The organism is Edwardsiella sp. A.80236 (assembly GCF_044540725.1).
Taxonomy (GTDB): Bacteria; Pseudomonadota; Gammaproteobacteria; order Enterobacterales; family Enterobacteriaceae; genus Edwardsiella; species Edwardsiella tarda.
This window is the reverse complement of sequence record NZ_JBIUCY010000071.1, coordinates 1-674: the sequence shown is the minus strand read 5'-3', so window position 1 is coordinate 674 and position 674 is coordinate 1. Positions and strand designations below refer to the sequence as shown.

Genomic DNA, 674 nt, shown 5'->3' with positions numbered 1-674 from the left:
GGCGTTCCGTACATCATCGTGTTCCTGAACAAGTGCGACATGGTTGATGACGAAGAGCTGCTGGAACTGGTTGAGATGGAAGTTCGCGAACTGCTGTCTCAGTACGACTTCCCGGGCGACGACACGCCGGTAATCCGCGGTTCTGCGCTGAAAGCGCTGGAAGGCGAAGCCGAGTGGGAAGCGAAGATCATCGAACTGGCTGAAACTCTGGACTCCTACATCCCGGAACCTGAGCGTGACATCGACAAGCCGTTCCTGCTGCCGATCGAAGACGTATTCTCTATCTCTGGCCGTGGTACCGTTGTTACCGGTCGTGTAGAGCGCGGTATCATCAAGGTAGGCGACGAAGTTGAAATCGTTGGTATCAAGCCGACCACCAAGACCACCTGTACTGGCGTTGAAATGTTCCGCAAACTGCTGGACGAAGGCCGTGCTGGTGAGAACGTTGGTGTTCTGCTGCGTGGTACTAAGCGTGACGAAATCGAACGTGGTCAGGTACTGGCTAAGCCGGGCACCATCACTCCGCACACCAAGTTCGAATCTGAAGTGTACATCCTGAGCAAGGATGAAGGCGGCCGTCATACTCCGTTCTTCAAAGGCTACCGTCCGCAGTTCTACTTCCGTACTACTGACGTGACTGGTACCATCGAACTGCCGGAAGGCGTAGAGATGGT

At 54.9% G+C, this 674-nt stretch carries 1 protein-coding gene; it reads left to right on the top strand.

The annotated features are described in order from the left end of the window. A partial coding sequence (locus ACEQFP_RS17525) for an EF-Tu/IF-2/RF-3 family GTPase (protein WP_396464375.1) occupies positions 1-674 on the top strand: 674 nt, incomplete at both ends.